The 23,231-nt window shown below is 59.8% G+C and carries 20 protein-coding genes and 4 pseudogenes; 11 read left to right on the plus strand and 13 right to left on the minus strand.

Annotated elements, in window-relative coordinates:
- Positions 1-26 precede the first annotated feature (26 nt).
- Both aepX and DPM35_RS26305 read right to left on the minus strand, forming a co-directional pair.
- Positions 27-956 (minus strand): phosphoenolpyruvate mutase, encoded by a 930-nt coding sequence (gene aepX, locus DPM35_RS26300; RefSeq protein WP_112130122.1) that lies wholly within the window; start codon positions 954-956, stop codon positions 27-29.
- Between the two features lie 475 nt (positions 957-1,431).
- Entirely contained in the window at positions 1,432-1,644 is a 213-nt protein-coding gene (locus DPM35_RS26305; RefSeq protein WP_112130123.1) for a helix-turn-helix domain-containing protein, read from the minus strand.
- Positions 1,645-1,770: 126 nt separating this feature from the next.
- Between DPM35_RS26305 and DPM35_RS33345 the strand changes: the two genes are divergently transcribed.
- Positions 1,771-2,022, plus strand: a complete 252-nt coding sequence (locus DPM35_RS33345) for a DNA -binding domain-containing protein (protein ID WP_245431647.1) — start codon at positions 1,771-1,773, stop codon at positions 2,020-2,022.
- 325 nt (positions 2,023-2,347) lie between these two features.
- On the opposite strand, the gene ubiM is transcribed toward DPM35_RS33345, so the two are convergent.
- The 3 genes and pseudogenes from ubiM to ccoN form a co-directional block, all read right to left on the minus strand.
- Positions 2,348-3,529 carry a 5-demethoxyubiquinol-8 5-hydroxylase UbiM gene (ubiM, locus tag DPM35_RS26315; protein ID WP_112130125.1) on the minus strand — a complete coding sequence of 394 codons (1,182 nt, stop codon included), beginning with the start codon at positions 3,527-3,529 and terminating at the stop codon, positions 2,348-2,350.
- Positions 3,530-4,245: 716 nt separating this feature from the next.
- Positions 4,246-4,459 (minus strand): annotated as a pseudogene (locus DPM35_RS32915) (cytochrome-c oxidase, cbb3-type subunit III); the annotation flags it as partial.
- Complete coding sequence (gene ccoN / locus DPM35_RS26335; protein ID WP_342633680.1) at positions 4,360-6,243, minus strand: cytochrome-c oxidase, cbb3-type subunit I; 1,884 nt, start codon at positions 6,241-6,243, stop codon at positions 4,360-4,362. The pseudogene DPM35_RS32915 and the gene ccoN, both read right to left, overlap by 100 nt.
- A gap of 738 nt (positions 6,244-6,981) precedes the next feature.
- Here ccoN and DPM35_RS33350 point away from each other — a divergent pair.
- Both DPM35_RS33350 and DPM35_RS26345 read left to right on the plus strand, forming a co-directional pair.
- A complete protein-coding gene (locus DPM35_RS33350) occupies positions 6,982-7,209 on the plus strand; it encodes an Lrp/AsnC ligand binding domain-containing protein (RefSeq protein WP_425373420.1) in 228 nt (75 codons plus the stop codon).
- Between the two features lie 131 nt (positions 7,210-7,340).
- Entirely contained in the window at positions 7,341-7,634 is a 294-nt protein-coding gene (locus DPM35_RS26345; protein ID WP_112130126.1) for a hypothetical protein, read from the plus strand.
- A gap of 293 nt (positions 7,635-7,927) precedes the next feature.
- Here DPM35_RS26345 and DPM35_RS32925 read toward each other — a convergent pair.
- The 5 genes and pseudogenes from DPM35_RS32925 to queC all read right to left on the minus strand — a co-directional run.
- Positions 7,928-8,185 (minus strand): annotated as a pseudogene (locus DPM35_RS32925) (cytochrome-c oxidase, cbb3-type subunit III); the annotation flags it as partial.
- 679 nt (positions 8,186-8,864) lie between these two features.
- Positions 8,865-9,617 carry a Crp/Fnr family transcriptional regulator gene (locus DPM35_RS26355; RefSeq protein ID WP_112130261.1) on the minus strand — a complete coding sequence of 251 codons (753 nt, stop codon included), beginning with the start codon at positions 9,615-9,617 and terminating at the stop codon, positions 8,865-8,867.
- A gap of 589 nt (positions 9,618-10,206) precedes the next feature.
- Positions 10,207-10,941 carry a 7-carboxy-7-deazaguanine synthase QueE gene (gene queE / locus DPM35_RS26360; protein ID WP_112130262.1) on the minus strand — a complete coding sequence of 245 codons (735 nt, stop codon included), beginning with the start codon at positions 10,939-10,941 and terminating at the stop codon, positions 10,207-10,209.
- Complete coding sequence (gene queD, locus DPM35_RS26365) at positions 10,938-11,294, minus strand: 6-carboxytetrahydropterin synthase QueD (RefSeq protein ID WP_112130127.1); 357 nt, start codon at positions 11,292-11,294, stop codon at positions 10,938-10,940. Before queD ends, queE begins: the two co-directional genes overlap by 4 nt.
- A complete protein-coding gene (queC, locus tag DPM35_RS26370; RefSeq protein ID WP_112130128.1) occupies positions 11,294-11,992 on the minus strand; it encodes a 7-cyano-7-deazaguanine synthase QueC in 699 nt (232 codons plus the stop codon). Before queC ends, queD begins: the two co-directional genes overlap by 1 nt.
- Before the next feature lie 304 nt (positions 11,993-12,296).
- On the opposite strand from queC, the gene DPM35_RS26375 reads away from it, so the two are divergent.
- The gene (locus DPM35_RS26375) at positions 12,297-12,686 is read left to right on the plus strand and encodes a hypothetical protein (RefSeq protein WP_112130129.1); all 390 of its coding nucleotides are present in this window, start codon (positions 12,297-12,299) and stop codon (positions 12,684-12,686) included.
- A gap of 730 nt (positions 12,687-13,416) precedes the next feature.
- Here DPM35_RS26375 and DPM35_RS26380 read toward each other — a convergent pair.
- Both DPM35_RS26380 and DPM35_RS26385 read right to left on the minus strand, forming a co-directional pair.
- The gene (locus DPM35_RS26380; protein ID WP_112130130.1) at positions 13,417-13,665 is read right to left on the minus strand and encodes a DUF6074 family protein; all 249 of its coding nucleotides are present in this window, start codon (positions 13,663-13,665) and stop codon (positions 13,417-13,419) included.
- 401 nt (positions 13,666-14,066) lie between these two features.
- Positions 14,067-15,041, minus strand: a complete 975-nt coding sequence (locus DPM35_RS26385; protein WP_112130131.1) for a hypothetical protein — start codon at positions 15,039-15,041, stop codon at positions 14,067-14,069.
- A 208-nt stretch (positions 15,042-15,249) separates the two neighbouring features.
- Between DPM35_RS26385 and DPM35_RS26390 the strand changes: the two are divergent.
- A pseudogene (locus DPM35_RS26390) lies at positions 15,250-15,872 on the plus strand (Fic family protein); the annotation flags it as partial.
- Positions 15,873-16,251: 379 nt separating this feature from the next.
- Here DPM35_RS26390 and DPM35_RS26400 read toward each other — a convergent pair.
- Positions 16,252-16,395: pseudogene (locus DPM35_RS26400) on the minus strand (3-methyl-2-oxobutanoate hydroxymethyltransferase); the annotation flags it as partial.
- A 189-nt stretch (positions 16,396-16,584) separates the two neighbouring features.
- Between DPM35_RS26400 and DPM35_RS26405 the strand changes: the two are divergent.
- The 6 genes from DPM35_RS26405 to DPM35_RS26430 all read left to right on the plus strand — a co-directional run bounded on the left by DPM35_RS26405 (position 16,585) and on the right by DPM35_RS26430 (position 23,223).
- Positions 16,585-17,553, plus strand: a complete 969-nt coding sequence (locus DPM35_RS26405; protein WP_112130133.1) for an NUDIX hydrolase — start codon at positions 16,585-16,587, stop codon at positions 17,551-17,553.
- A gap of 64 nt (positions 17,554-17,617) precedes the next feature.
- Entirely contained in the window at positions 17,618-18,592 is a 975-nt protein-coding gene (gene nadA, locus DPM35_RS26410) for a quinolinate synthase NadA (protein ID WP_112130134.1), read from the plus strand.
- On the plus strand, positions 18,589-20,130 hold the full coding sequence (locus DPM35_RS26415) for an L-aspartate oxidase (RefSeq protein WP_112130135.1): 1,542 nt from the start codon (positions 18,589-18,591) through the stop codon (positions 20,128-20,130). The genes nadA and DPM35_RS26415 overlap by 4 nt, the downstream gene beginning before the upstream one ends.
- Positions 20,130-20,984, plus strand: a complete 855-nt coding sequence (gene nadC / locus DPM35_RS26420; RefSeq protein ID WP_112130136.1) for a carboxylating nicotinate-nucleotide diphosphorylase — start codon at positions 20,130-20,132, stop codon at positions 20,982-20,984. Before DPM35_RS26415 ends, nadC begins: the two co-directional genes overlap by 1 nt.
- A 152-nt stretch (positions 20,985-21,136) precedes the next feature.
- Complete coding sequence (bioB, locus tag DPM35_RS26425) at positions 21,137-22,078, plus strand: biotin synthase BioB (protein ID WP_245431649.1); 942 nt, start codon at positions 21,137-21,139, stop codon at positions 22,076-22,078.
- Entirely contained in the window at positions 22,075-23,223 is a 1,149-nt protein-coding gene (locus tag DPM35_RS26430) for an 8-amino-7-oxononanoate synthase (protein ID WP_112130138.1), read from the plus strand. Before bioB ends, DPM35_RS26430 begins: the two co-directional genes overlap by 4 nt.
- The last annotated feature ends 8 nt before the right edge of the window (positions 23,224-23,231 follow it).

Below are 23,231 nucleotides of genomic sequence, written 5' to 3' on the forward strand. Positions count from 1 at the left end.
GCCTTGATTTGGGAAGTCAGGCCCGTTTATCGGGCACCGCTCGGCAGATATTTTTGTTCGGCCGCGGAGAGCTCTTGATATTTGAGCAGATCAAACAGGTCTTCGAGTGTGGCAACATCGCGTTCGATCCCGGCGGTGCTCTCTTCGCGGATGATGCGGTCGCAAACCTGGCGCATGGCGGAGATCGCGGCACGCATATTATGGTTCGCCCAAATCACGGTTGAGATTTGTGCCGCTCGGTATTGCGCGACCGGTGCGCGGTAATATTTCGTCGGGACGATCACTACCGGGAGGCGGTTCCTCCAGGCGCGGCTAAAGGCGAGAATTTCCGCTGCGTCGGGTTTGCGCGAATGGATCAGGATCGCGTCGGCACCGGCGTCAGCATAAGCATGGGCCCGCGTCAGCGCCTCATCCTGACCATGCCCCGCGATGAGGGCCTCGATCCGCGCGACCACAACGAATTCCGGATCTGGCACGTGGTCCCGAATAGCGTGCAGACGGCCGCAGAACTCACCGATCTCAGCGAGTGGGTGCCGATCCCCGACAAAGGAGTTCTTTTTTGGGAAGCTCTTATCCTCGATGCAGACACCGGCCGCCCCGCGTTGGTGCAGCTTGCGCGCGAACAGACGCGCGTTGTTGAAATTCCCGAATCCGCTGTCGCCGTCGACAAGAACAGGTATTTGCGTGGCCTCAACGATCCTGTGCACAGCATCGACGATCTCAGTCCACGAGGCTTCGTTCGCATCGCGATAGCCCAGGCAGGACGAGATCGACAGTCCTGACGCCCACAGGCCTCGAAAGCCGGCGGCCTCCGCGACCGACGCCGACAGGGCGTCGTGAGCTTCCATAAGGAAGGCGATTTCATTCGAACATACCAGACTCCGCAACGTCGATGCGGCGGATGCTTGACGAGTTCCGTTGTTAGAGTTTGCGGTTATGGCCCCGCCTCCTACCATAGTTAATCACTGGTCGCGGTGCCGACCCGAGATCAAAGGGCGCCTGGCCGCCCAATATGTTTCATAATGCCGAGTCGGATGTCCACCGCATCGCATCAAACAAGTCGACAATCCATCTGCAGATTTCTACAGGATTCGACTAACAATATAAGCCTATTTCTTGTGAAATTTACGTTACATCATTATTTAACGATCACGGAGCTTCGAAACGATTATTGCACAATCGGCCAGAATCCCATTCCTGGCTGTCAAAACCCTTCACGATATTGGCTCTTTTGCTGTCACGCCGGAAAACGGCTGACTGCGGCCGTTGGGCCGTATCGCATGGCCGAGACGCGGCTGAGCCTGTCCAAGAAAAAGCCGGCTCGATTCCCGAGCGTTCGGTGAGCGCCGTCTGCGCGCAGGGCCGCTCAGTTCACGGGTTGACCGCCGCCATCTAAGGAGGTCACGCCGACGGGGAATGTAGATTCCTTGATCACCGGAGCGGTTTGATCAATTCGCAAGGATCAACATTAAGAGCTTTTGCGAGTCGACCCAGAACACTTACGCTCGCGGAGACGCGGCCGCGCTCGATTGAGCCCACATAACGCATGCTGAGCTCCGCGAGGGCCCCCAATTCCTCCTGCGTCAGGTCCTGATGATGGCGCACCCGACGCAGGTTGATCGCCATCACCTCTTTGAGGTCCATGGCGAGATACGGACCAGAACCGGAACTATCGTTCTAGGAACGATCGTTCCTATTCGTTATGGTGAGCCGCTCAAAACGCATCTGGGATCGTGGAAGACGCGCCCGAAAGCTGACTCGCAAAGCCATATGGACATCGAAATGCAAGATGAAGTTCCCTGGTCGGATAGCCTCACGGCTTACGACAAAGAGCATTTTACGACCTATATGCGGTTCCTGGATGCCGCCGCCGACAGTGCCAGTTACGAGGAAATGGCGCAGCTGATCCTCGGCATCGATCCCAAACGCGAACCGGAACGGGCCCGCAATGCGGCCCGCAGCCATCTCGATCGGGCGAACTGGATGGTGACGACAGGCTACAGGGAATTGTTCGCCGGCTGACTGGCGTTTCGATAAGAAAAAGACGGCAGCCCGACATTGGGGCGGTGACAGTGGCGAGATGTGGATGGGGCGCTTCGCGCCATCCTAGGGGTGGGAGCATTTGCGCCAGCATACGGCGATGCGGCCTGAGGCAAGATCCGGCGTAGGTTCAGCCAACGCGACCCCGGGGCCACCGAGAATGTCACCCACGATCTCGAGAACGAAGGAGCTCCACCCGGATTCCCGGCGAATTGTCTGCCAGGGCTAGCAACTTGTTCGGGGAAGCTTCGCAGCGCACTTCGCAATCCATCCCGCCGTAAGAGCTCGAAATCCGCTGGCAGTTTTTTCACCGCCCAAGCACGTTCGCAATGCCCTGCCGGACGAAGGGAAGATATTGGCCCAGGCGAAGCCCTACATGTCTTGCAAATCGGGCCGCCCGGTGCTCGTCTGAGTAAATCCCGACCAATATATTGGTGGCGTGATATAGAGGTGCCGCCCTTAGGCGCAGGCGGCTCTCGTATCTGCGCAACATGTCGGGATCGGCAATGTCGTGACCATTTCGAATAGCCGTCAGTATGCCGTGGGCGAGTTGCTTTTGGCCGCCGAGGCCGATGTTGAAGCCATGGGCGGTCACCGGGTGCATGCCGATAGCAGCGTCGCCGACGAGTGCGGCGCTCGGAGCCCAGAAGCTGTGCGCCCAGGTCGTGACCAATGGATAGATATGGCGATTGCTTGCCAGGGTCATTTTTCCGAGGCGCCCTCGACACCGGTCCATCAATTCGATCAGGAACAGATCGTCATCCAAAGCAAGAAGTCTATTGGCCTCGTTTGTGCGCAATGTGAGAAGCAATGACGACACGCCTTCCATCAGCGGCAAGACCGCTATGGTCTGATGGTGATCGAACCATTCGATCGCGAGCTGATGGTGGGCGCGCTCGTGCCTCACCCGGCAAATCACCATCGAGCTGCCAAGCCGATTGATGTCGGCGGCGATGCCGAGCAGGTCGCGCGTGCGCGACAAACGCGAATCTGCCGCAACGAAAAGTCGAGCGGTCAACCGCCTGCCGTCGGAAAGCTTTACGACCGCTCCTTTGCGGCCGTTGGTTACAGCAACGACCGAGTGGCCGCATAGCAGCTGGACACGGTGGTGCGAGCGGAGGATCTTGAACAGGGCATCGCGGATCCGACAATTTGGGACGAGAAATCCGAGCGGTTCTGCAGACCTCCTTGGAGGATCGAAACACAGAGCGAAAGGGCTCGATCCGTTGAGCACGCGCGCGCCTTGCACCGGTGACTTGTGATCAGCGGAGATGGCGTCCCAGGCGCCGAGCTCGCGAAGGATGCTGATCGAGGCGTAGGTCAGCGCGATCTCGCGACCATCAAAAGGCGGATTCGCCACGCTTTCCAGGGCCTGCTGCTCAACCACGGCAACTTTGAGATCGCTCTTTGCAAGCGATGCGGCGAATGAAAGTCCGACCGGCCCGGCTCCGGCGACGATGATGTCGAAACTGTCGTCGCAGTTGGCCATCAGAGCGCTGCCATCGCGTCGGCTATCGGGGTGAGGTGCTGGTTGCGATGAGTCGCAATCTGCGGACCAATTGCCCTGGCAGCCATTGTGCGCCGCATTGCCTCAAGCCACTGGACACAAATAACCGCATATAAATCCGCAACGAAGGATGCAGCCAGGAACGCGGCCGACAGAACCAGCCCTTGTGCGTGCCGAGCCAGGCAGATAGCCAGCCAGCAAGGGGGATTCTCACACCGGCGGACTGCTGGAGGTGACGACCAGACTGTCCCTCTAGACATGCGTTCTCCCTTGAAGGTCGGTCGACGTAACCAGGCCGGTCAGGAGATGACCTGATCTGGATCAGCCAGACGCCGCAAAAGCTGGCAGCGGCGAGTTTTATGCGGCACCTCACCTTCACGCCACTCACCGACATCCGCTTGGTCGATAGGTTGACGCGCGCGCTCTCGACGCGGTCGAGTTTGGCGAGTGCTGCTTCGATCGCCTCCATGCAGCCGCAATGAACCGCCGGCACCGGCAAATCGTCTGCGGTCATCAGCGACGATGTTCGCGACCGACGCTCGACCACGCGTTCTGGCTGGGGGTCGGGCAACCTTTGCCGCATGGCGGGCAGCGTCGCGTTGAGGAGGTTCAAACGCAGACTGCCGCACCGCGGTCGAGGCCCGGCTCGCGCCGGGCCTCGTCGCTTGGCGGGGGGAGGGTCGAGAATAGGCCGCCGCCTATTCTCCGCCGCCAAGCGAATGGACATAGACAGCCAGTACCTTGACCTCGGTCGTCGAGGCGCTCGATCCAGGCTGGCATCGCGCCTTATTTCGTGGTGCGGGCTTGGGCGGCTATGGCCGTCTCGCTTGGTCCATGAAGCCAGATCGCGTCGGTCGGATCGGGTGCGCCGAGTTCTCTGTTGCCCCTCGCGTTCTCACCATGACAAGCGACGACGTCCCGTAGCGTTGAGAGGCGAGCAGGGGCGGATGCCGTCGATCTTCTCGATCGTGTTGTGGAGATAAAAGAGCGGCGCAATCTCGACGATGCCGCCAACCGTGACGGCCCGAAGGCGCGTTGTTCTTCTCGATGGTCGCGTGCTTGTCCATCAAGCCTATTTTCTGGCTCCCGATCGCGCAGGCTGGATGTCGGGGATAGCTCGGCATCGGATCCTCTTCACGTTGGTAGCCAAAGATGGTCATCGTGATGTTCCAAGCCATGATCAGCGCACCGGAGAAGTACATGGCGCCGCCAATAGGGCGCATGATGTAGTAGGGATGCATCGCGGCGACGGTCTCGGCGAAGGAGTAGACCAGGAAGCCCTGCTCGTCGTACTCGCGCCACATCAGGCCCTGCATGATGCCGGAAACCCACATGACGGCCGCGTAGACGACGATGCCGAGCGTCGCCAGCCAGAAGTGCCAGGTGACGAGGCGCAGCGAATAGAGCCGTTCTCGGTTCCAGAGCTTCGGCACCATGTAGTAGATCGCGCCGAAGGTGATCATGCCGACCCAGCCGAGCGCGCCGGAATGGACATGGCCGATCGTCCAGTCGGTGTAGTGCGAAAGCGAGTTGACGGTCTTGATCGACATCATCGGGCCTTCGAAGGTCGACATGCCGTAGAAGGCGACGGCCGCGACCATCATGCGGATGATCGGATCGGTGCGGATCTTGTCCCATGCGCCGGAGAGCGTCATCAGGCCGTTGATCATGCCGCCCCAGGAAGGCATCCACAGCATGATCGAGAACACCATGCCGAGGGTCTGCGCCCAGTCGGGCAAGGCGGTGTAGTGGAGGTGGTGCGGCCCGGCCCAGATGTAGAGGAAGATCAGCGCCCAGAAGTGGATGATCGACAGGCGGTAGGAATAGACCGGCCTGTTCGCCTGCTTGGGCACGAAGTAATACATCATGCCGAGGAAGCCGGCCGTGAGGAAGAAGCCCACGGCATTGTGCCCGTACCACCACTGGGTCAGCGCGTCCTGAACGCCGGAGAAGGCGGAGTAGCTCTTCGAGCCGACGAACGAGACGGGCATCGACAGGTTGTTGACCACGTGCAGCATCGCGATGGTGACGATGAAGGAGAGGTAGAACCAGTTGGCGACGTAGATATGTGGTTCCTTGCGCTTCAAAATGGTGCCGAGGAAAAGGATCAGATACGCGACCCACACGATCGTCAGCCAGAGATCGACATACCATTCCGGCTCGGCATATTCGCGACCTTCGGTGATGCCCAGCAGATAGCCCGTCGCAGCCATGACGATGAAAAGCTGATACCCCCAGAACACGAACCAGGCGAGATTGCCGCCAAACAACCTCGCGCGGGACGTGCGCTGCACGACATACATGGATGTGCAAAGTAGCGCATTGCCGCCGAAAGCGAAGATGACCCCGGACGTGTGCAGCGGCCGCAGCCGGCCAAAATTGAACCAGGGCTCGATGTTGAAGTGAGGGTATGCAAGCTCGAGCGCGATGATCACCCCAACCAGCATGCCGACCACGCCCCAGAACACGGTCGCTATGGCCCCGTACCGGATCGGCCCATCCATATAGGTGGAGGGGTCGACCGGAGCTGCTGGTTTGAAGTCCGTCTTGCGCATCAGGACCGCGGTGAAGCCAGCCACGGCGAAGAACAAAATCCACATATGCTGGCGAAAGGCCTCATCTACGCCGGAGCCGGCAGCCACAAGGGCTGCAAAGGCAAACAGGCTTAGAAGGACGATCTCTGTGCCAAATTTCATCGCAAGTCCCCGATCTGGAAATTCCGGCGGATGCCAATCCGCAGCGCACTAACTGGCAGTCGCAGCCTGTTTGCCCTGATCCATGTCAGAGCCGCGCGATTTTGCCTCCGGCAGCATCGAGTTCGGTACGATGAGAAGGTTGAGGGAACGCAGCGGCCAAGCTCGCTTACTGGAACAAGTCCGCCGCCCCGGCCGCTCCGGCGTGGTGGCAATCGCGTGCAATCTGACGACGCGCGTGGGTGTGCGGCGGAGCGCGACCGCCGCGAACGCCGGCCAATTGCGACACCCAGACATGCGGCAACATTGCCGGCCCAAACTTATTGGCGATCTGTGCCAAGGCCTTTCGTCGACGAGGCGAGTAGCTCCAATCGGACGGGATCGCTGGTCATCGTCCCCACGACAAGGTCGTCATTCGACCTGAATTCACGGATTGTGATTGATGCTATGCCATGTTTGCGCGCGGCAGTCGTCGGGCGACTTGCAAGCCAGGCGTAGGCTTGGCTATACGAGGGATCTCGCGCAATTTCGACAGAGAGATGGTCGGCTGCAAAGCATGAACATGATGTCGTCGGCTGCTCGGATCGAGCTAAAGTGTGGGCACGTGCCAAGCCGGAACAGCGGTTTTCTCACTGCGGCTCGATCCCACTGAAGCGGCGGCGGACTCCGTTAGATGTTTAAGTTGGAAAAACCGGAGAGAGCAATTTGACAACCGGTAGCAAAATCCCGGTCCGGATCGAGTTGGAGGCCATTAGCTCACACACGGTCGAGCGCTTCGAAAATTCTCTTCGAAAGCATCCTGAAATCGAAGAGTGCTACGCGGTAAGCGGCAAGACCGATTACCTTCTATACGTCTCCGTAAAGGACATCCGGGGCTACGAAGAGATCCACCGGGAAGTCCTTTCGAGACTACCTGGGGTAAGAAAAATTAGGGCGGATATTCCCCTACGCCGCGTCGTTCCATTTTGATGGATTGCGCGACCCGAGCGCATCCACGAAATCTTCACAAGGTGGAGGTAGCCGGGGGGGGCGCTTCTAAATTGCCGAGAGACAGGTAGGCATTGCCGCCGATTGATACGAGAGGAAGATACGTGCTGAGAATGACGCGGGCTGAGCTTTACGATCTGGTCTGGTCGAAACCGATGACCGAAATCGCAAGGCAGTATGGCATCAGAGACCAGCATGTGGCGCAGGCCTGCGATGCGTATGAGATTGCTCGGCCGCGTGCGGGCCATTGGCAAAGAATGGAGCACGGCAAGCCGGTGGAAACCCCTGCCCTTGATAACAAGAATCATTCTCCAGAGACAATCATCGTCATCGAACCGGCGCTAGGGAAGCCCGGCCGCTTCCATCCGGGCGACTACCATGACGCAGCTAAGAGACGCGCTGCATGATCCATTGAATGCTGATGCGGGGATTGCCGCTCGAAAATGGCGTCTTGAACGAGGGATCGAGCCTCCGCAGCGAGCATTTCGTGGATCTAGCGGTTGCGGGTACAATCCTCGCCATTTATTACTGCAAAGCCCTGTTCGCAGCGCTTTACTAGCCGTTGGTCGGGAACCTTGCCGCATGGCGGACACGTCAAATGGAGGAACTAGTATCGCAGACTGTCCAGACGAGGTTGAGGCCCGGCTCACGCCGGGCCTCGTCGCTTGGCTGGGGGGGGAGGGCAAGAATAGGTCGCCACCTATTCTCCGATGCCAAGCGAATGGACATAACTTGCAAGTTTCTTGACCTCGATCTCGCCGAGGCGCTCTTTCGGCATCGCGCCTTTTTTCGGGGTGCGGATCTGGGCGGCCATGGGCGTCTCGCCCGGTCCATGAAGCCAGATCGCATCGATCAGATCGGGCGCGCCGAATTCTCTGTTTTCCTTTGCGCTCTCATTGTGAGGAGCGACGTGGTTGTCCGCGAAGACCTTGACACCGGGCACGATCAGGCAGGCATTCGGAGCTGCCGGCTTGAACTCAGTGTTGCGCAGCAGGAAAGCGGTGAACCCAGCCGCCGCGAGGGACAAGACCGACATGTGCAGGCGAAAAGCTTCGTCGGCGCCCAAGCTGGCGGCCAGCAAGAGGGCAAAAGCAAATAGGCTTAGCAAGACGATTTCTGTGCCAAATTTCATCGCAAGCTCCGATCTGGAATTTCCGACATCCGCCAGTTCGGATCGGATTAATTGCGCCGTCGCGGCCTGTTCGCCCTGATCTATGTCAGAGCAACACGAATTTGCCTCGGGCAGCATCGAGGTGCGCCCGGCCAGAGTCGCTTATGAAACAAGTCCGCCGCCCCGGGCCGATCCGGCGTGGTGGCGATCGGGGGCAATCAGATGACGCCGTGCGCATGCGAAGGATGACCGATACAGTGCGCCGTCACGGCTTCAAAAATGACTTGGGACTTGGGACAGCCGACTACTAATTATCTACTACCCTTATAGGACCGTTATGGAGAGGGTCAGTTTGCCCGACTGTGAAGTCGCAATTTGAATTGGCCTGCGTCTAATCTGCCGCCGCCACCCCAGGATCAATGTGTCACCACGAGCTGGCCGAGACGCGGCGATGCATCGCATTCGAACGCGAGCGTGTCCTGCTTGGGTGGGGTAAGCGAGGCAGGAGCTGCCACTCAGGTAACGTTCAAGGACGTTTGCGCCTCGGCCGCCCCCCACCGCAACGCTGTTCCAAACGGCTCATGTTGTCTACCGTCACACGGCGGTTGTTCTCGATCCGGATCACGCCGTCCATCTTCAATCTGGTCAGCTGACGGCTCACCGTCTCGTTTGTAATTCCAAGGAAATCAGAGATGTCGGCACGCGTCAGCGGCAGATCGAAGCGGGCCGGCGCAATGGCGGAGCCAACATTGGGATTGATGTTACGGGCGATCATGAGAAGAAAACTCGCCACCTTCTCAAGTGCGGTCTTGCAGCCCAGAGTCACCATCCATTCGCGTGCCTCTTCGAGTTCGCTCAACGTCTGCTTGAGCAGGCGATGCTCGAGCTCCGGTGATTGTTTCATCATCTGTTCGATTGCCGCCTTCGGAAACGAGCACAGCGAGACAGTTGTTGCCGCTTCTGCATTAATCGCGCTCTTCACCTGGAAGGGCTGTCCGAGAAAATCCGGCGCAAACTGGAGACCGACGATCTGCTGACGGCCGTCCGAAAGGCTCTTCGTCAGTTTCACCACACCCGAAAGCACGTTTGAATAGCTGCTGATGTCCTGCGTATCGCCAATCAACTCGACGCCCGGTTCGATTCTGCGCCGCGATGAAGTCTTGGCGAGCTTGGCCAAACAATCTGGATCGAGCGCGCCGCAGAGGCCGCGGTGCCTTGCCTGGCAATAAAGGCAAGTGACGGGAATTCCGGAACTGTGGATCTCCTGCCGTACTGTCATTTGATTGCTCTCCCGATCCGAGTGCCCTCCGGTCCCAAGCATCGGCACGATAACAATCGGCGGTAGAAAAATCCTTGCGGCAGTTTGTCGTGCTGGGGGCCCACCTAAATTGGGACTTTAGCGCATCTCGTGCGTCCACAGTGCCGCGATGATAGCCGAGTGCGACGGCGGCAAGTACTTCGCCGTAAAGGTTGCCGTGGGGTTTGCAGAGCGCAGAGCTTGCATCGCGGACTTGTGGGGGGCGACACCACTCTTTCCTCGAATGAATCGAGGTGGGCTCCGAGCCGCGCGAGCTCTGCCATCGCGACGCGTCGGTCTAAACGCGACAACGCTGCCGCAAGCGCCGTGCCAAACCGCGGTGGCACGAGAAAACATGCACGATCTTTCACTCCTCTGTATGCGGATTTCTGCGTTGGCTTCCGGCGCTTGCCTTTTCGAAATATGGGCTGGCTGTCAGGGGGTCGCTCTGGGCGCTACACGCTACTTGACAGCGACTGGAAGCCCGTCGCGCTACGAGATTGGGATCTGCATCTTGATTGTCGAAATCTTGCCATGCCGCTGCCGACGCTGGCGGCCCGGCGAATGCTGGCTATACGCCTCGTTTGTTACCCCAGAGCAGAACATGCAGCTGTGGTAGGACGCGGGCTTCGAACCAATTGTCATGGGTCACGCTATCAACCAGCCACTCCATGCGTTTCATTATTCCGTCAACGTCGACAGAGGCATCTTCATCTCCGGGGCGTGGCGGCGTGTGATTGCCGGGTTGTAGATAGACTGGAAGCCGCGGAAATCTCGCGGCGGCCTCTTTCGCAAAGGCATAGTCATTTTCATCGAAAACCACGAGCTTCAGCACGACCTGCGGCTTGTCCTGTGCCGCCTGGAAGCTCGCCTCGATAGCCGCCCATTCAGTCGTCATTTTGCTTGACGGGGGCTTCGGGCTGAGAACCAGCACGTCAAGTTCGGCGAACCATTCCTTGACCACGGAACCTTGGGTTTCCAGCGCAAATCGGTAACCCTTATCATGGCCTCGTTTGATGAGAGCACCGAAAGGCTGGATAGCGGGATTGCCGCCTGACAGCGAAACCGTCAACGGGCGGCCGCCGGAAAGGGCTAGCACTTTTTGCCACACCGCTTCGCAGGACATCATCTCCCATTCATGCCGGAATTGCTTGTCCACCGCATGCAAGCTGTCGCACCACGAGCAGCGATAGTCACACCCGCCGGTTCTTATGAAGACCGTCGGCAGACCGATGAGCACGCCCTCGCCCTGGATCGTCGGCCCGAAAATCTCACTCACACGGATTGCGGAATGCGTATCGGTCATGGCCGGCATTCGGCCCATGTTTTCGGCGTTTCGCTAACCCGCACGGCCGAGGTTTCGGGCAGGCGTTCCTTGCACCATTCAAAAAAGTGCCTGGCCAGGCATTCCGCGGTAACTTTTTCATGTCCGAGCACATCGTTGAGATGTCGGTGGTCAAAATTCTCGTCGATATAACGTTTGAGGGGTCCCAGATCGTGATAGTCGCGCACAAAGCCGTGCTCGTTCAGTTCCTTCGCTGAAAGCTCGACTTCAACGATGTAGTTGTGCCCATGCAGGCGCGCGCACTGGTGGTCAGGCGGCAAGGACGTGAGCTGATGGGACGCCGAAAAGTGGAATTCCTTGGTGATGCGGAACATTACACGCTCCTCCTGCGCAACGCGTCGAGCCAGAAGTCGGCGTCGTCGTAGTCGGTGGGGTCTGGGTGCCCAGACAGATGAAACGCCTCACGCCGCTCGACGCAGGTCCCGCACCGTCCACAGTGACGGTTGCCGCCCTTGTAGCAGGACCAAGTTTCCGCAAATGGCGTGCCGTGTCGGGCTCCATCCTCAACTATGTCCGTCTTCGTGAGATTCATGTAAGGCGCATAAAGGCGAATGTTGGCGCAGCCGTCGAGCGCGCGGTCTTGCATCATCTGGAAGGCGTCGATGAAGTCTGGCCGGCAGTCCGGGTAGATGAAATGATCGCCACCGTGGACAGCCGTCGCCACCGCTTCGAACTTGCGAGCGGCGGCGAAGCCGAAGGCGATGGCCAACATGATGGCGTTACGGTTCGGAACCACCGTGACCCTCATCGTGTCTTCCGCGTAATGTCCGTTGGGCACCTCCACATTGTCGGTCAGTGCGGAGCCGGAAAGGCCGCGGCCGATTTCGCGGATGTCGACGATACGATGGGGGACGTTCAGACGCTCCGCGCAAAGGGCGGCGAAGTCCAATTCCTTGCTGTGCCTTTGGCCGTAATCGAACGAAACGAGGCCGGTGAGTTCCTGCTCCGCCGCCACCTTGTGAGCAAGGGTAACGGAGTCCAATCCGCCGGAGCAGACGACGAGTGTCTTCATCTTGGGGTTTCCTGTTTTGACCGGGTAGGCTGCGACCGGAGATTTCTCTGTTCTCCCAGTACCCCAGGGAGCCTCGTTTGTGAACGGAGGACGAGCTTGATGCGCTGACGTGCCGCTGTGCTCAAGCGGGCTGAGCGTGCAAGAAACAGAACCTAATGAGAGGCCCACCCAGGACGAGGCTCGAAGCACGGCGTCAGTCAGTGGCCGACCGGCAACCGAAACGAAACGATGGTCTTGGGCCGACATCTGTGAACAAGCGAGTGCGTCGATTGCAATCCCCCCTATATTGCGCGCAATTACCCCCATGGCTGCGGATGAACTGGATTCGCTGGTTTTCCAGATGGCGGTCGAAAGCGTCCGCGCGCTCTCCTTAGGCTTCACTGAAAAAGCCGCGGCGATAGCCGCCAGGAGCCGTGGTATCCTGCTTTTCGACGTGCGGATCAACGGTGACGCGGCGGTCCAGCGGATTGCGGCCATCCGGTATCCAAGCGACCGGACCGGCGTGCTGGCTTTGGACATACAAGGCCTTGTTATCCGGCATTGCATTGTCGGTGGAATTTTATCGGGTTTGACTGCGCCACTAGAGAATTGGACCAGCATGCCCCTGTCAATGCAGGCCAAAGTTAATATCGACCATCATGCCACTCTCTTCCTAGGGGCGTTGCGGAAGGCCGGACATATGTTGGTCGGCTAGGATTTGACGAGAATGCATGTTGCAGATTTTGGCATCCGGCATCGGTGCCGACATCGCCGGCATGACTGTCGTGCTTGAAACGGCGCCGCGAGCGCTGCAAAGCGATGGCACGACAAAGGGCATGAGGATATGCCAGGGTCGTCTCTTCTTGCCGTAAATCGAATATCCAGATCCGACGCCCGGGAAGACTCGACAACAGCGAAAATGTGAGCGACGAAAGGGATGTGGCGGGCCGCCCTGCCCTCTTTCGATCGGGAGAGCTTCCGGTGCTCACTCGGCGACCGACAAGTCCTAATGGCAAACACCAAAACCGGCACACCGATGGCAATCGGCTTCGTCGCTGGAGGAAATGCAAGGCCTCGCTTGCCAGGCAGAGGCGTGCGACGCTTACCCCGTTGCTTGCTCGAGGATCTGATCGACGAATAGTCAGACAAGGAGGCGTTGGGCGCGGCCTACTTCGAGATTCCTAGAAGCGCGCCGGCAGCCTGGGCGGGGGCTTGGGGCGAGACTGCCGGCGCACGCCACTCACGAAGAGCAGCTCTTTTTGCGGTTCCGACATACGTAGTCAACCCAGCAGCCTCCGGGTGCCCGCTGTGCTGTTGTAACAGCGGTGCAATCTCGGCCATGGCGGCCGATTGTGGCTGGTGTGTTGGGCCGTTCTCGGCAACCAAGGTGAGCTCCAGCCAGCATCGTCTCGCCAAGCGCGCCGTTGCTGTCCTAGCCGATGCTATTATGCAAGCGTCAGAGCACTCCGGGTGGCTATATCGCTCAAGACAGCATGAAGAAGCGTTCCAACTTCCTGTTCGGCGAGCCTGGGTGCAATCCCTGATTCGGACAGTTGAACGAGAATTTGCTTGGCGGTGTTGCGCCAGAAGGCATTCGCGTCTTCCCCGTTCTTCGATTCCAGGATTCGAGCGATACCTTCAACCAACTTCCGCCGCCGGTGCAGCGGAAAGGCGCTTATGTTCGAATCAGACATTCATCACCTCACCCGTTAGCCTGCGAGTCTCTATTGGGGGCCCAAAAATCTTGTTAACAGCGTTTTTTTGCCGGTGATCCGCGATGGAATAAGCGTCGGCCAGGCTCGATGGCCGGTGCCGCGATAGCACTGGACATGGCGACAGGGCGAGTTTCGAGTTCCTGTTCAAGAGGGCCGTCAGCGATGATGAGCCGCTGGCCATAGGGCGTGATGCGGATACAGCCGACCGGTCCATTCGAGGGCAGGCAGGTTCTGGCTTCGGTGATGGCAGGATTGCAACGGCACCATGTGGAGGAAGCGCCCGACCGTGGACGCAGATTGTCCGGTATGGTGCCATTGCTTATTTGCCTACAAGGCACTGGTCTTCGGTCTGGGAAACCTTTTTCGGGACTTGTCCGAAATCAGCGAATAACCGGCTCGCCGTGAAAGCGTCGGCGCGAGGGCGGCGAAACGCCGAAGCCGACTTCCATCATCAGCCGCGGGCTATGCGCCGGTACGGTGCCCATGTGGAAGCCGAACGGATCCTCGACGAAACCAAGCCCTGCTTCTCCTGTAAGAGTGACGGCGCTTTGCTCGCCATAGACGCGCAGAACCTCTTCTGCGGGATGGCCGACGAGAAGCGTCAGTTGATGCTTGAGCGCGCGTCGCTTGTGGCTGCCGCGGACATAGACATGTGGACCGGTGCCCTCGTCTACCGGCAGCAGGTAAAAGAAGAACTTCAGCATCCGCCAGTCGTCAAGATCGAAGTGGTATTTGCCGAGCGATGCTAGGTTCTTGTCGGCGTCGGAGACCTGGCTGGTGGGGAAGCTCCACCAAACGCGCGTGGTGATCAGTTTCGCCTGGCCGCCGAGATAGTGTGCAGCGATATCCATGAGCAACGGATCATTTTGAATGGCGACTGCCGCCTTGCAGCCGAGAATGCGCTCGAAATAGTGGCCGCTGAGCAATGGACGGCCGAAGCGAGCTTCAGCCTGTGCATGCTCCGTCGGCATGAATTCGAAACGGCGATCGAAATTGCCAAAGCAAGGCGTGCACCGGACAAAAGCTGCAATCTCCTCGTGGATAAATTTGGGCAAGACGAGTCCGGAAAAAAGCCCATCCGACTGCAGCGCATCGACAACGTCCTGACGATTGACGCCGACAAACATTGTTTCCCCCGCTTTCTGCGACGCGCGAACAGGCTTTGCACCACGCCAGTGCATTTTCCGTGCAGGCATAGTGCGGGCGAACACGAACATCGGCAGCCACGCTGGATTCTCGCGAAGGTCCGACAGATATGTTGGAATGCGAACGGCCATGCGACGTAGCATACTGCCGTTTCGCGCGATCGCCTCGAGACTTGTAGCGCCGGCTTTGTCGGTATTCGTAACGGTCATTAGGATCCTCAGGTATGAATGCACTTTCAACGAAGCATTAGTTCCCACTGCTTCGCTTCGGATTACCCAAGCCCGAATCCCGCGGCGGCAGAACGCTAACCGCGCGTCAAATTTTGTGCAATGCACAATTGCCTCGCTCTGCAGCACAGTAAGGATTGCGAAGCTGTCGCCGTAATTACCTCAGGAATCGTCTATAGCCGCCGCCCATCAGGTAGCGGCCCGTTTGGATGCACGATCGCGAAGATGGCCGCCCACGTGTAAACCCATGTTTCAGGAAGCGCTTCCCGCGCTGACGCGCGCCGGTATCGCGCATCTCTATTTCGAGAGCATTCAACCGTTCGAAGACGGCAATGGCCGCATAGGGCGTACCCTTTGCGAAAAGGCGCTGGCGCAAAACTGGGCGAGCCGAGCCTCATCGCGGTAGCCTATACGATCGAGCGTTATCGCAAGGCCTACTACGACCGCCTGGAAGCCAGCAACAAGAGCAACGCGATTGCCGACTGGCTGCTCTACTTTGCCAACACGATCCTAGACGCGCAGCGCGTAACGCTTGCTCGCGTCGAGTTCTCTGTCGCCAAGGCCAAGTACTACGAGCATCACCGGGGTCAGTTCAACGAGAGCCAGGAGAAGGTGATCGCTCGAATGTTCCGTGAGGGCATCACCGGTTTCAAGGGCGGTCTCAGCGCCGAGAACTATATCGCCATCACCCAGGCGTCTCGCGCCACGACGACAAGGGACCTGCAGGATCTGGTTGCCAAGGGTGCGCTGACAAGAACTGGTGAACTCCGACACACGCGTTACACGCTGAACATTCGTGACGATCGTGCGTAAATCCCATCGGCGAACGAAGGGACAGGCTGTTAAAGAGCCAGCTTGTCTCAATATCGGTGAGTGGCGAACAGCTACCCGGCAGGAGTTCGTGGAGTGGGTTACCCGCGACCGGAAGCCTAAGAAAAGGGATGGTGCTGCCATTCTCGCAGTCAGGTCACGGCTCAAAGCCGGCTGCGGACCACGCCATAGCCTCACCGAGATCGGCAATATCAACGCTTGCAGACAGTTGCTCGCCGAAGTTTTCAAATACGCGATGCATTTTCGCGTTGCCAACCTCCGTGAATGTCGCTCGATGCCAGCACAGATTTGGACTGAACGATCCCGCACCGATGCCAGGCGCGCGACCCTTTTACCATCATCGCCTCCTGCTGGTGGTCGAACCGCGCAGCACCATGCCGACACTGTCGCCGACAAGAACGATGTCGCAATGTCGATCGACCAGCTTTGCAACCGACGTCGCATAGGTCGTCAAGCAGACGAGCGGGGCGCCACCTTTACGGGCCCGAATATCGGGCTGTGTAATTTCCTTTGAAAGACCAGCTGCGCTAACGCGAACTGCCTTCCCCCACGTGACCCACCGCGGGTGTCGCGTTTGACACGATTTTGTGCAGTTGCGAAGAGCTAAAAAATGGCCATGCAGTTGCGCGGTGTTGACGCTGCGTTTAGATTAAATCGATTAAGGCACGCAGGCCTACCAACCACTTTCGCGACCATGGACAAACAGGCAAAAGGAACCAGGAAAGACCGAGCCGCCTTCAAAGCCGATGAAGTCAAAGTGGACCTGATCGCTTTTGTCGTCGCTGTAAACGACAACGAACCCTGCGTCCTCACCATCGGCCAGGCGGATACACTACCTTCCGGACCATTTGCGCTTGAGCACCGATCGCTGCAATCCGGGTTGAGGGGGTGGGTGGAGCAGCAGACCGGCCATCCGCTGGGCTATATTGAGCAGCTCTACACCTTCGCCGATCGAGACCGCATCGGCTCCGAGCGTCGACAGCGCGCTATCTCAATCAGCTATCTCGCGCTCACGCGCAAGGAACAGGCAGCTGCCTCACGCAAGTGCGGTTGGCGAAGCTGGTATGAATATTTTCCATGGGAAGACCACCGTTTCGGGACGCCGCCGGTATTGCTGGATGTCCTGCGACCGCGGCTGATTGAATGGGCAGGCGGCGCTGCCGACGCGGCGACGAGACGCGAACGTCGACAGCGGGCAGCGACGGCATTCGGCTTCGACGGCCGCCATTGGAATGAAGACCTTACGCTTCAACGCTACGAGTTAATCTACGAAGCAGGTCTGGTCCAAGAGGCGGGAAGCGCACGCGACGCGACGCGGCCTTCGCTGGTGCCCAGCAAGTCCATGGTCGCCGATCACCGCCGCATCGTAGCGACCGGCATTGCGCGACTGCGCGCCAAGATCAAATACCGGCCGGTCGTCTTTGAACTGATGCCGCAGTCGTTCACTTTGCTACAGCTGCAACGAACCGTCGAAGCTCTCGCGGGCAGGCTGATCAACAAGCCGAACTTTCGTCGCCTCATAGAGCAGCAGGAGCTGGTCGAGGAGACTGGCGAGACTTCGGTCGATACAGGCGGGCGACCGGCAAAACTCTATCGCTTCCGCCACGCGGTCCTGGACGAAACGCCCATAGTCGGCACAAAATTGCCCGTCGCGCGGGGTTGACACGCTTATAGTCGGGATAGATATATACCCCTTATAGTCAAATGGATTATAATTGGAGGGGCCGATGAGCGGGGCGTTACCTTCAGCCGCGTCTCTTTATCGGCGCGTCTGGCGCGTCATCCCGCCGGGGGAATGGGCGGCGTTCAGCGATGACATCGAGGCCATTTTGGCGCTCAAGCGCGAGCGCAATGCAGTCATCCTGGCCCACAACTATCAAACACCCGAGATCTTCCACTGCGTAGCCGACATCGTCGGCGACAGCTTGGCGCTCGCCCGCAAGGCTATGACGGTCGAGGCGCAAGTCATCGTGCTGGCTGGTGTGCATTTCATGGCCGAAACGGCCAAGCTGCTTAATCCGGACAAGACGGTGCTCATTCCCGATCTCGACGCCGGTTGCTCGCTGGCGGACTCGATCACGGCACAAGATGTGCGCTTGATGCGCCAGCGCTATCCCGGCGTGCCGATCGTCACCTATGTCAACACCTCAGCCGAAGTCAAAGCCGAGTCGGATATCTGCTGTACATCGGGCAACGCCAAGGCGGTCGTCGAATCCCTTGGGGCTTCCCGAGTGATCATGTTGCCGGACGAATATTTGGCCCACAACATCGCTGCCCAGACCGGTGTTGAGATCATCGCCTGGAAAGGCCATTGCGAGGTGCATGAGCGCTTCACGCCGGCCGATATCCGCGAGCTGCGCGAAAGCCATCCCGGCGTGACGGTGCTGGCCCATCCCGAATGCCCGCCCGACGTGGTGGCCGAAGCCGACTTTTCCGGCTCGACTGCAGCCATGTGCGACTATGTCGAAATGCAAAAGCCGCCACGTGTCGTGCTGATGACGGAATGCTCGATGAGCGACAACGTCGCGTTAGCGCACCCAGAGATCGAGTTCATCCGGCCGTGCAATTTGTGCCCGCACATGAAGCAAATCACGCTTGCCAATATCCGCATGGCGCTCGAGCAAAACCGGCATGTCGTGACTCTTGAGCCGGCGATTGCCGGACGCGCGCGGCTTGCGGTCGAACGGATGCTTACAATTTGACCGCCTCGATCCGCAGCTTCTTCGGGCGGCCTATCATCATCGGCGGCGGCATAGCCGGACTGATGACGGCACTGCATCTGGCGCCTGAGCCGGTGCTTGTTCTGTCCAGGGCGCTGTTGGGAGCCGAGGCATCAAGCAGCTCGGCACAAGGGGGCCTGGCTGCTTGTTTCGGCGAAGACGACGATCCGACCCTTCACTTGGCCGATACGCTCGCCGCCGGCGACGGCCTTTGCGATACAGACATGGCGAGCCGCATCCTCCAAGCCGCGCCGGGGGCGATCGAGGAACTTGCGCGCTTTGGCGTCTGCTTCGACCGTACGCCGAAAGGATCATTGTGCCTCGGATTGGAGGCTGCACACAGTCAACGTCGCATCGTTCATGCGCATGGCGATGGTAGCGGGCGTGAGGTCATGCGCGCTCTTGTTGCGGCCGTGCGCTCCTCGCCCTCGATCGTTGTCGTGGAGGGAGTAGAAGCGCGCCGGCTGGCGGTCAGGGAGAATGCAATCCGAGGCGTCTGGGCGAGCTGTTCGCTAGGACCTGTGTTCTTCGGCTCACGGCGGGTCATCCTTGCCACCGGTGGAATCGGCGGGCTATTTCTCGACACCACCAATCCTCCTGGCAGTTGCGGACAGGGTCTGGCACTTGCGGCCCGTGCCGGCGCTGTTCTTGCGGACCTCGAGTTCATCCAATTCCACCCGACCGCGCTTGAGAGCCCCGAACGCCCCATGACGCTGGTCAGCGAGGCCGTCCGAGGCGAAGGCGCTACCCTGATCGATGAGACCGGTCGCCGCTTCCTAGATGGAGTGCCGGGCGCCGAACTCGCGCCTCGCGACGTCGTGGCGCGTGCAGTCTGGAGCCATCTGGCAGGCGGCCATCAGGTCTTCCTCGACGCGCGCAAACGGCCTGGCCCGGAATTTGTTCGACACTTCCCGACAATCGCAGCTGCCTGTCGCGGACTGGGCATTGATCCCGTGCACGATCCCATTCCCATTCATCCTGCCCAACACTATCACATGGGTGGTGTCGCTGTGGATGGGTTCGGCAGGACGTCGGTCAAGGGCTTGTGGGCCTGTGGCGAAGCTGCTTCGACCGGACTGCATGGCGCCAACAGGCTCGCCAGCAATTCCTTGACCGAGGCCGTCGTGTGCGCGCGGTGGGTCGCCGAAAGCGTAGCCGGCACGCCTTCTCGAAGAACAAAGCCAGTGTTTGCGGGCGATTACCCATCGCCAGATCCGATACCGGTGCGTGCGTTCGTCTCGCGCGCACTCGGAATTGTGCGCAATGGTGACGATTTGAAAGCAGCCGCACGGGCGTTGTTGCCGCTCGCCGAAAGCGAGAACGCGGCCTCGGATCCGGCGGCTGTCGCTCTGATGATTGCTATTTGTGCCTTGCGGCGCCGAGAGAGCCGCGGCGCTCATTACCGCGAGGATTTTCCTCGTCATGCGGCTGTTGCGCGACGTTCCGAGATCACCCTGGATGCCGCCTTGGCCGCAGCGCGGGAACTGGCACACTCGCCAACCCTTGAAGGCGCCCTTTGATGAGCCTGTCACCGCTTCCCGCAATCGTGCTCGAGCCGCTGGTGCGGTCAACCCTTCTCGAAGACCTTGGCAGAGCAGGTGACGTCACCACCGAGGCGACGGTCGCGAAGTATCATCACACCACGACTGTGCTAGCCGCACGCCAGCCCGGGGTTGTCGCCGGGCTCGATCTGGTGAGCCTCGCATTCAGGTTGATCGACCACAATGTCAAGATGGATGTGATCCGGGCGGACGGCAGCAGAGTTGCGCGAGGGGAGATAATTGCATCGGTGAGTGGTCCGACCCGGGCCATTCTCACCGCTGAACGGACGGCGCTGAATTTCTTGTGCCATCTGAGTGGCATTGCCACGGCAACCGCTTCGATTGTTGCAGCGGTTCGCGGACATCGCGCCAAGATCATCTGTACCAGAAAGACCACGCCCGGGTTGCGAGCTGTCGAAAAATATGCCGTGCGCGCCGGCGGCGGCGTCAATCACCGCTTCGGCCTCGATGACGCCGTCCTGATCAAGGACAACCACATTGCGGTTGCGGGCGGTATCCGCCCCGCCATCAAACGCGCGCGAGAGAACGTCGGCCATCTCGTCAAGATCGAAGTCGAGGTCGACACGCTGGCTCAGTTGGAAGAAGCCCTCTCGCTCGCCCCGGACGCTGTCCTGCTCGACAACATGTCGCTCGATGAGCTTAGCCAGGCGGTGGCCATGGTTGCCGGCCGATCAATCACGGAGGCATCGGGGCAGATCACCGCTGCAACAGCGCCGGCTATCGCAGCCACAGGCGTCGATCTGATCTCCGTCGGCTGGCTGACCCACAGTGCGCCAATTCTCGATATCGGACTGGACTTTTGCTCGCCATGAACGGCCAACGAGGGTTGGGCATCGACAGCATTCGAATCGGCATGGGTCGGACGAAGAAGCCAGGATAGGCGAAGAGCTAAAAAAACAGGACGGGTATGCGCGACACCAATCCGACTAAGACGATGTCACGGGCGCAATGTGCTGATGACGGGATGTGGACCGTGGAGAAGGCTCGGGCACTTCACGACGCACCCTTCAACAATCTGCTCTTCCTGGCGCAAACCGTTCACCGCCAGAATTTCGACCCCAACAAGGTCCAGCTCAGCCGGCTTCTCAGCATCAAGACTGGCGGCTGCCCGGAGGATTGCGGCTATTGCAGCCAGTCGGCGCATCACGAGACCGGCTTGAGGGCCTCGAAGCTGATGGAGGTCGAGCGCGTCATCGCCGAAGCGACCAAGGCACGTGACGCCGGCGCGACCCGTTATTGCATGGGCGCGGCCTGGCGCAATCCCAAGCCGCGCGACATGGATGCGGTGGTCGCCATGGTTGAAGGCGTCAAGGCGCTCGGCATGGAAACCTGCATGACGCTCGGCATGCTCGATCTCGAGCAAGCCGCGCGACTGAAGCAGGCGGGGCTCGACTACTACAACCACAACATCGACACGTCGGAACGCTATTACAGCGAGATCATCAGCACGCGCAGCTTTGCCGATCGGCTCGATACGCTCGACAATGTTCGCCAGTCGGGCATCAAGGTCTGCTGCGGCGGCATTATCGGCATGGGCGAGGAGCCGGCGGACCGGATCGACATGCTGGTCACGCTCGCCAATCTGCCGGAACATCCCGAAAGCGTGCCGATCAACATGCTCATCCCGATCGCCGGCACGCCGCTTGCCGAAGCAAGGCCGGTCGAACCGATCGAGTTCGTCCGCTTGATTGCGCTTGCCCGTATCATGATGCCGAAATCGCATGTCCGCCTTTCGGCCGGCCGCACCGCCATGACCGACGAGATGCAGGCGCTGTGCTTTTTTGCCGGCGCCAATTCGATCTTCGTCGGCGATACGCTGCTGACGGCGGACAATCCGGGCGAGGATAAGGATACGTTGCTGTTTAGGCGTCTCGGCATCGAGCCGATGGAACTCGATGCGCAATGAACGGAGCGCCGCTTGCTCGCTATGAGGCGACCTTGCAGGGGCTAGCGCGCAAGGACCGGCTGCGGACGCTTTCGCCGCGCGCCGGCCTCGACTTCTCGTCAAACGACTATCTTGGGCTTGCCGACTGCAAGAGGCTTGGCGATGCGGTTATAGCGGCGATCGCACGTGGCACGCCGGTCGGCGCCATGGGATCGCGGCTGCTGCGCGGCAATGCGCCGGAGCATGAGCAATTGGAAGCTCACGCTGCAGCCTTCTTCGGCGCCGAACGCGCGCTGTTCTTCGGCGGCGGCTACATGGCCAATTTCGCGCTGCTGACGGCGCTGCCGCAAAAGGGTGATCTGCTTGTTCTCGATGAGCTCGCCCATGCCAGCATGCATGAAGGCGCGCGCGCCGGCCGCGCGGAGTTCGTGCTGGCCCCGCATAACGAGGTGGACGCCGTCGAGAATGCGATCAAACGCTGGCGCGCCCAAGGCGGCATGGGGTGCATCTGGATTGCCATCGAAAGCCTCTATAGCATGGATGGCGGCTGCGCGCCTTTGGAGAGCCTTGTCGCGCTCGCCGACCGGCACGAGGCGTTCATCATTGTCGACGAGGCGCACGCCACCGGGGTGTGGGGACTGGATGGCCGCGGCCTTGCCGTCGCTTTCGAGGGCCGCGACAACATCGTCGCGCTCCACACATGCGGCAAGGCGCTCGGCGGCTCCGGCGCGCTGGTCACCGGACCAAGAACGCTGTGCGACTATCTCGTCAATCGCTCCCGGCCATTCATTTACGCCACCGCGCCTTCGCCGCTGATGGCGGTTGCTGCGCGTGAAGCACTCGCCATACTCGCCGACGAGCCAATGCGCCGTGTTCAACTGCATGAACGCATTGCCGTGGCGGGCCGCCAATTGGCAGAGCGCTGCGGCATAAAGCCCAGTGGAACGCAAATCCAGCCAGTTGTCATCGGCGACAATCGGCGCACCATGGCGGTGGCGGCTCAACTGCAGGCGCGCGGCTTTGACATCCGCGGCATTCGTCCGCCGACCGTGCCGGAAGGGACATCGCGCCTGCGCATATCGCTGACACTCAATGTCGACGAAGCCGCCATCTTTGCGATGATCGACGCGCTGGCAGAAGCGCTGGCCCAGGACGACCAAAGGTGACATGACCG

It is taken from the genome of Mesorhizobium atlanticum (assembly GCF_003289965.1).
GTDB lineage: Bacteria > Pseudomonadota > Alphaproteobacteria > Rhizobiales > Rhizobiaceae > Mesorhizobium > Mesorhizobium atlanticum.